Genomic DNA, 8,106 nt, shown 5'->3' with positions numbered 1-8,106 from the left:
GAAATCTATCTATACTCTCAGAAACACTACAAAGTGATTTACGACAACACTACTTAATGTTTATGGTTGATTTTGCACATAAATTTTATGAAGAAAAAAGCTTTTACACGCAGGCAAATGAGCTCTATGCACCATTTAAAGGGAAGTTTGCAAAAAGCACTTTACAAATCACCAAAGATGTTTTAAAAGTGGTGGCAATTCTTGGTGGACAGTGGCCCCATACTTCCCATATAGTCCCAGGCGGTGTAGCATCTGCAAATATCTGTAAAATTGAGCTTTTTGATATCAGAAATCATTTGATAAAAACACAAAAATATTTGGAAGAGGAGATATATCTCACCTCTATAGGTGCTATACAAAACCTAAAAACTGTGCAAGATTTAGAAGAGTATATACAAAAATATCCAGATTCACAAGTAGCGATTTTTAGCCATTTAGCCAGAGAGTGTAAACTTGATGAGATTGGTAAAACAGGGTATGGATACTTGAGTTATGGAAATGTAGATGACCCACAAAACCCTATAAACTCCCTTATAAAAGCGGGTGTTTATAGTGATGGTACCTATGCACCAATAGAGGCTGAAAAAATTACAGAGGATGTAGCATACAGTTGGTATGAAAAAGAAAAACCACTCCATCCAAGTGAGGGAAAAACAGTACCAAAATATGCAAAAGATAAAGCATACAGTTGGACAAAAGCTCCAAGATATGCAAACAAACCACTCCAAACAGGACCACTAGCTGAGTATATGGTAGAGCAAGACAACCTTTTTATAGAGCTTGAAAAGAGGTATGGCGATAGTGTGTATGTAAGGCAATTAGCACGACTTTTGCGACCTGCAAAATACATAGCTTATATGCTTGAGATGACGGAAGAAGCAGTTAATGGGTGTCGTGATGATGTCTATATCTCTCCAAAAAAGAAAAAAAGTGGCACTGGTTTTGGACTTACCAGTGCAGCAAGGGGAGCATTGGGGCATTGGATAGAGGTTGAAAATGGAAAAATTGCCCGTTATCAAATCATCTCTCCAACCACATGGAATGGTTCTCCAAAAGATGCAGATGGCAACTATGGAGCATGGGAGAAGGCTCTTATAGGGTTAAATATAACAGATACCGATAACCCTATGGAACTCGGACATGTAATTCGCAGTTTTGATCCATGTTTGGTGTGTACTGTACACTCTGTGGACAATGAAGCAGTTTCGTATAAAATAGGATTTTAGATGAAAGTTGTGTGCATAGGAAACCGTTTTAGCTATCCCGATAGTTTTGGGATGGAGGTGTATCAACAACTTATGCAACACAAAAACATCGATTTTGAAGTGGTAGAGGGTGGAATAGGTGGTTTAAATTTAGCACTTCATTTTGAAACAGATGAAGATATCATCATTGTTGACCAGGGTGTTGGGTATGAGAGTAACTTTATAGAGATGCAAAAACTTGATTTGGCAAATGTGTCTGAGTATAATCATGAAAGTGCTTTTTACTATCTACTCAAATCGTTAGAGAAAAAAAATATCTTTTTTTATTTCTCCAATACTTTAGAGTGGCAGCAAGAAGATATTGACAAAGCAGTAAAAGAGATTTGGAATGAAGTTAACAAAAAAACAACTCATTAATGAGATAAAAACGCTTCAAGAAGCAGCAAGAATCCATACAAAAAACTCTATAAAACAGTATAAAAAAGTGCTACATACCATTAAAGAACTTCAAGAGGAAAAAAAATCTTTAGAAAAGAAAATACGACAGCGAACAAAAAAACTTGAAAAGATTGCAAAATTTGATGCTTTGACAAGTTTACCAAACCGCTATCTTTTTAAAGAAGAACTCATGCTCACACTTCAAAGTGCCAAACTTATACGCACAAATTTTGCTCTTATATTTATCGATCTTGATGGTTTTAAAGATGTAAATGACATTTATGGGCATGAATCTGGTGATAATATATTAAAAATAATATCAAAACGGTTGTTGCTTTGTGTGCGAAAAGATACAGATTTGGTTGCAAGGCTTGGAGGAGATGAGTTTACAGTGCTTCTTAAAGGTTTGGCTGCTAAAGATAAAATAGAAAAAATAGCAAATAAAATTTTAGCAGAGCTTTCAAGAGAGATTCAAATTTCTTCAAAAATAAAAGTGATAGTTTCTGCTAGTCTTGGTATAGAGATTTATCATCATTTTGATAACACATCTATTGAAGATTTATTAGCACACGCAGATATAGCGATGTATAAGGCAAAAGCACAAGGGAAAAACCAAGTTGTTTTTTTTAATACAACAATGAAGCAAGAACTAACTAAAAAAGTGTTACTTCAAGATGAATTACGAGAAGCATATAAAAAAGGGGAATTTATATATTATCTTCATCCAATAGTAGGGTCAAATACTAAAGAATTGTGTGGAGCAGAGGTTCTTTTACGTTGGAAAAAAAACGGTGAGATACTCTCTCCATATTTTTTTATGGAAGAACTTGAGATGATGGACCTTTTTGTTCCTCTTACTTTTGAACAAATACAAAGTGTTGTAAGAGAGTTTGAAGATATTAAAAAAGAGTTGAGTCTTTCGTTTAATCTAACTGCTAGAATCCTTGATAGTATGGAAATAGTAAAGTTTTTAGAAGAGTTAAAAAAAGAGTTAAATCCTCATTTAAAACTTTATTTTGAGATAACTGAGAGTGATTTTGCAAATAACATTGTAAAAGCTAAAAAAGTATTAGAGGCTATTTCTGCATTAGGTTTTAAAATATCGTTAGATGATTTTGGAACAGGTTACTCTTCACTCTCACATATTCGTGCATTTCCACTCGATACTTTAAAAATTGATAAAATATTTGTAGATTCAATTGTTGAATCGCAAAAAGATTATCAACTTTTTAAATCTATCATTACAATGGCACGGATTTTAGATATTCAGATTGTTGTAGAAGGGATTGAAACAGAAGAACAATTTAAAAAAATTCGTAAAAAAAGTTATGTAAAAATTCAAGGATATTATTTTTACAAACCAATGCCATTAGATGAATTTAGAAGTATCATGAGCAATTAAAAGGAAAAAACTATGCAAAAAAATATAACCCTATCCATGGGAAATGGTGGAGAAGAAAACAACGAACTTATAAGCAAAATATTTTATAAAGCTTTTAAAAATGAGATACTTGAAAAGTCTGAAGATGCAGCAGTTATTCATAATGGAGAACTGGCTTTTAGCACAGACAGCTTTACGGTCAGTCCACTCTTTTTTCCTGGTGCTGATATAGGTAAGCTTGCAATTTGTGGAACATGTAACGATCTTGCAATGATGGGAGCAAAACCGAAGTATCTTACATGCAGTGTAATTATAGAAGAGGGTTTTGCTACACGTGAGCTTGAAAAAATTGTACGTAGTATGAAAAAAGAGCTTGAAAATAATGATGCTATAGTAGTGAGTGGAGATACAAAGGTTGTGCCTAGAGGGAGTGTGGATAAAATTTTTATTAATACTACAGGTATTGGAGAAATTCAAAAAGAAGGCATAAGCTCAAATAAGATTACTCAAGATGATGTGATTCTCGTTAGTCGTGATGTAGGACGTCATGGTGCAACAATCTTTGCTGCACGTGAAGGAATTGAGCTATCAAGTGATTTACGTAGTGATTGTGCATCGCTCACACATCAAGTCCAAGCTCTCATTGATGCTGGAGTGCAAATAACAGCTCTTCGTGATGCAACGCGTGGCGGAGTGAGTGCTGTACTTAATGAATGGGCAAAACAGTCAAATATCTGTATCGAAGTGCAAGAAGATTCCATACCTGTTTCACAAGAGGTTTATGGTATTTGTGAAATGCTTGGTTTTGAAGCACTGAGTTTAGCAAATGAGGGAACATTTGTACTTGCAATTAAAAAAGACTCATTACAAAAGGCTTTAGATGTACTACATAGCTTTGAAAACTCTGCTAATGCTGTAGAGATTGCTAAAGTAAGTGATGCTTATGTAGGTAAAGTTGTGCTACTGAGCTCTTATGGTACAAAACGTTTTTTAGATACGCCAACTGGGGAGCTTCTTCCTCGAATTTGCTAGGAAGAATTCCATTCTGCTTACGCTACAAAAGTAACATAATCTAGATATTTTTTATGATACAATCAAATAAAAAATATTGAGAAAGGGGATAATTATGTCTTTAATAATGTTAATAGTAATGAACTTAGCTGTTATGGCTTCACTCTATATAGCACTTTTTATGCTGAGTAATTTTTTTGGTATCTATATAGATCCACAATCTATGAGTGGACTCTTTATGATGGCAGCACTTTTTGGATTTGGAGGTAGTTTTATCTCGCTTTTTATGTCCAAATGGATGGCGATTCGTGGGATGGGTGTAGAGATTATTGAACATCCTAGCAATGAGTTTGAGAGATGGCTTATGAGTACAATCGAGAAGCTCTCACGTGAGGCTGGTATCGGGATGCCTGAAGTGGGTATATTTCAAGCAGCACCAAACGCTTTTGCAACAGGGTGGGATAAAAACAACTCCCTCGTAGCTGTAAGTACTGGGCTTATTGAGATGATGAGCCGTGAGGAGATTGAAGGAGTCCTTGCCCATGAGATAAGCCATGTAAAAAATGGCGATATGGTGACAATGACACTAATGCAGGGTGTTCTTAATACCTTTGTAATCTTTATCTCACGCATACTTGCCTCTATGGTAGCACGTGACAGAAATGGTAATACAAATCATGCAATGTATTTTATGATTAGTATGGTATTGGAGATGGTTTTTTCTCTCTTTGCAACAGCAATTTTGATGTGGTACTCACGTCACAGAGAGTACCGCGCAGATGAGGGAGCGGTTGATTTAAGTGGTGCACAGGGGATTTACTACGCGCTTGCAAAACTCGGAAAAATTCCGCGTGAGCAATTAGCTTTAAATGATGATTATCGTGCTTTTGGGATTGTCGGCTTTTTAGGAAGTTTTTTTGCTTCACATCCACCTATTGAAGCAAGACTAGAGCATATTAAAGAGTATACGGGAGTCTAATGAAAATTACTCTTCTTATCAGTACTTTTAACTCTACTTCTCAACTTACATATACCTATTTAAAAAATATAGGCCATATCATAGATGTGGTCTATGCCATCAATGATACTCAGATGATAGAAGAGATAAAAGCTTTTGAACCTGAGCTTATTCTCTGTCCTTTTTTAAAGAAGTTTGTCCCTTCTGAAATTTACACTAACTTTCCAACCTATATTTTACACCCGGGTATTCGAGGAGATAAAGGGGCATACTCGCTAGATAATGCTTTGCGTGAGGCAAAGAGTGAATGGGGTGTAGTATATCTACGTGCTAATGATGAGTTTGATGGTGGGAGTATTTACGCTGAAGAAGATTTTATGATGCGTTACACCTACAAGGCTTCACTCTATCGTAATGAGGTCAATGTCGCCTCTCTTACACTACTCAAAGAACTGCTTACAAATATTGAAGATGATACTTTCACTCCTACACCACAGCTTCCAACACCACCACATAAACAGCTCACGCAAGCTGATAGAGCGATTGATTGGCAAAGAGATACAACGCAGGAGATTCTTACAAAAATCTATATGAGTGACTCTCATCCTGGGGTTTTAGATGAGATACTTGGTCTGCAGTGTTACTTATATGGTGCTTGGAAAGAAGAACGACTTCGTGGTGAAAAGCCTAAGGAGATACTTGCTAAACGTGATGGTGCGATATGTCTTAGCACCGTTGATGGTGCGATTTGGGTTACACACCTTAAAGAAGTAGGTAAGTTTAAACTTCCTGCAACCTATGTACTTAAAGAGCGACTTAAGGGAATAAAAGAGGAGAGATTACCACTCATTTTTGATAAGAGTTACAAGACCTTTTATGAGATAAACTGCGAGATAAAAGATGAAATAGCCTATCTATATTTTAATTTTCATAATGGAGCTTTTAGCAGTGACAAGTGTATGAAGCTCAAATATGCTTTTGAGTACATCAAAGAACAAGTAAAAGTTGTTGTACTTATGGGTGGAGTTGATTTTTTTAGTAATGGTATCCATCTCAATATCTTAGAAGATAGTAAGAAAAATGGAGAAGATGGTTGGAGCAATATCAATGCGATGAATGATTTAGTAAAGAGTATTTTATTTGCTGATGATGTTGTTACTGTTGCTTCACTGGAAAAGAATGCGGGAGCAGGGGGTGTTTTTCTGGCGCTTGCATGTGACTATGTTGTAGCATGCGAAGGTGTAGTGCTGAATCCTCACTACAAAACTTTAGGTCTTAGTGGCAGTGAGTACCATACTTACAGCCTGCCAAAGCGAGTAGGGGAGCAAAAAGCAGAGGAGTTACTTGATGCTTGTTTGCCGATAGGGGTGAACGAAGCACAGCGTATTGGTATGGTTGAGAGAGTCTTTTCTCACGCAAGTTATCAAAAGGAGCTTGAAGTGTTTTGTAAAGTGTTGCTCGAAGATGAAGATGCTTTTGAGGACTTTTTGTGGGAGAAAGAGGATTATTTAGAAGCCAATCGTGAGATTATTGAAGCAAAAAGAGAGGCTGAAATAGCTGTAATGCATCCAGAATTTTGGGATAATACGAGTAGTTTTCACACACTTCGATATGAGTTTGTCTATAAAGTTTGTCCTTCGCAGACACCAAAACGATTAAAAGCTATAATTAATGAATAATTATTCATTTAGGAAGATATATGCATGAGTATAGTGTTGTACAAGCACTGCTAGAACAGATTGAGGATATTGCTGAGCAAAATAAAGCTTCACAGGTAACAAAAATCATTGTAAAGATCGGTGTCATGAGTGGTATAGAAGCTCATCTTCTGGAGATTGCCTTTAATACTTTTAAAGAAAAAACCATTTGTGATAAAGCAGAATTTGTTATGAATATACAACAACTCAAAATACGGTGTAACTCCTGTAAAAAAGAAAATGAACTGGAGAAGGTACATTACTGTTGTCCTGAGTGTAGTTCTACAAATGTAGATGTTATTGATGGAGAAGATATGTTTTTAATGAGTTTGGAGATGGAATAGATGCAAGAGTATTGGGAAAGTTATGTAAAGCCTATTGAAGGATATAAAGCAATGGTTGCATTTAATGCGGGTGTTGCAGACAGTGTACCAAATTATGAGTATATGTATGTTGGATTTGTGAAAATTAAGCTAAAAAATCCTAAAGAGGATGGACTTGTAACTGAAGATGAAAGTGATGACGTTGGTTTTATTGAAGATAGACTTGAAATGGAGTCTCTTAGATGGCGAAGTGGTAAATATATAGGTCGTATAATTTCTAATGGAGAGGTAACGTTTGTTTATGCACTTAAGCTTGATTTTGAGTGGAGTAACACTGTTGCAGCTGCTATGGAACATTTTGATTACGAATATGAATATGGCTCACGTCCAGATATGGAATGGGAGGTCTATCAAAAACTCCTATTTCCAACAATCAGGGAATGGCAAATTATAGCTAATCATCATGCATGTGATAATCTCAAAGAACAAGGGGACAACCTTCATTTAGAAAGAGCAATAGAACATAAAGTCTATTTTAAAAATGATGAAAATCGTCAAGAGTTTATAAAACTTATTGAAGCTGAAGGATTCCGCAATCAAAAAGAGATGGAAGTTCCATTTAATGGTGAAACGATGTATGGTGTACAGTTTTATCGTAAAGATGTACCATTTTATTATGATATAGATGCATTGACTATGAAGATTATAGATATGAGTGATAGTTGTGATGGTTCGTATGATGGATGGGAATGTTCTTTAGTTAAGATATAGGGTTATAAAAGAATAATTCCTAAAATTGTATCATAAATTAAGAGCTTTATCCAATCTTCCCTAAAAGTAAATTGAGAGTTGAGAGATAGTTAAGCTCCAGTTTCGAATTGGCATAGTCCATTTTTTCTGAGCATTTTGAATACCCATAAACAGTAGTTTAAGTAAGCTGTTATCGTTAGGAAAAGCACCTTTGGTTTTAGTTGTCAAACGAATCCTAAAATTTTGCACTAAAAAGTAAAAAAAAGTTACAATTTGAAACTTAAACCACCTCTTTGTTTTGCCCTGTTTTATTTGAAGATTTTGATCCAAACTTATATAAATC

8 protein-coding genes and 1 pseudogene are annotated in these 8,106 nt (G+C 35.4%); 8 read left to right on the top strand and 1 reads right to left on the bottom strand.

Annotated elements, in window-relative coordinates; translation table 11 throughout:
* The 8 genes from MNY27_RS10505 to MNY27_RS10470 form a co-directional block, all read left to right on the top strand.
* Positions 1 to 1,226: nickel-dependent hydrogenase large subunit (locus tag MNY27_RS10505; protein ID WP_346392297.1), on the top strand; the 1,226-nt coding region annotated here is incomplete at its 5' end.
* Entirely contained in the window at positions 1,227 to 1,622 is a 396-nt protein-coding gene (locus MNY27_RS10500) for a hypothetical protein (RefSeq protein WP_346392296.1), read from the top strand.
* Positions 1,594 to 3,045, top strand: coding sequence for an EAL domain-containing protein (locus MNY27_RS10495; RefSeq protein WP_346392295.1), 1,452 nt, complete (start codon positions 1,594 to 1,596; stop codon positions 3,043 to 3,045). The genes MNY27_RS10500 and MNY27_RS10495 overlap by 29 nt, the downstream gene beginning before the upstream one ends.
* 12 nt (positions 3,046 to 3,057) lie before the next feature.
* Positions 3,058 to 4,056 (top strand): hydrogenase expression/formation protein HypE, encoded by a 999-nt coding sequence (gene hypE, locus MNY27_RS10490; protein WP_152184910.1) that lies wholly within the window; start codon positions 3,058 to 3,060, stop codon positions 4,054 to 4,056.
* Between the two features lie 94 nt (positions 4,057 to 4,150).
* Positions 4,151 to 5,014, top strand: coding sequence for a protease HtpX (htpX, locus tag MNY27_RS10485; RefSeq protein ID WP_188109519.1), 864 nt, complete (start codon positions 4,151 to 4,153; stop codon positions 5,012 to 5,014).
* The gene (locus MNY27_RS10480; protein ID WP_152184911.1) at positions 5,014 to 6,672 is read left to right on the top strand and encodes an enoyl-CoA hydratase-related protein; all 1,659 of its coding nucleotides are present in this window, start codon (positions 5,014 to 5,016) and stop codon (positions 6,670 to 6,672) included. Before htpX ends, MNY27_RS10480 begins: the two co-directional genes overlap by 1 nt.
* Before the next feature lie 20 nt (positions 6,673 to 6,692).
* Positions 6,693 to 7,034, top strand: a complete 342-nt coding sequence (gene hypA / locus MNY27_RS10475) for a hydrogenase maturation nickel metallochaperone HypA (RefSeq protein ID WP_152184912.1) — start codon at positions 6,693 to 6,695, stop codon at positions 7,032 to 7,034.
* On the top strand, positions 7,035 to 7,784 hold the full coding sequence (locus MNY27_RS10470) for a DUF695 domain-containing protein (protein ID WP_152184913.1): 750 nt from the start codon (positions 7,035 to 7,037) through the stop codon (positions 7,782 to 7,784).
* Positions 7,785 to 7,844: 60 nt separating this feature from the next.
* On the opposite strand, the pseudogene MNY27_RS10465 reads toward MNY27_RS10470, so the two are convergent.
* Positions 7,845 to 8,106: pseudogene (locus MNY27_RS10465) on the bottom strand (hypothetical protein); the annotation flags it as partial.

The sequence above is a fragment of the Sulfurimonas sp. NWX79 genome, assembly GCF_039667035.1.
In the GTDB taxonomy this organism is placed as follows: Bacteria; Campylobacterota; Campylobacteria; order Campylobacterales; family Sulfurimonadaceae; genus Sulfurimonas; species Sulfurimonas indica.
This window is presented reverse-complemented; position numbering and strand designations above follow the sequence as displayed.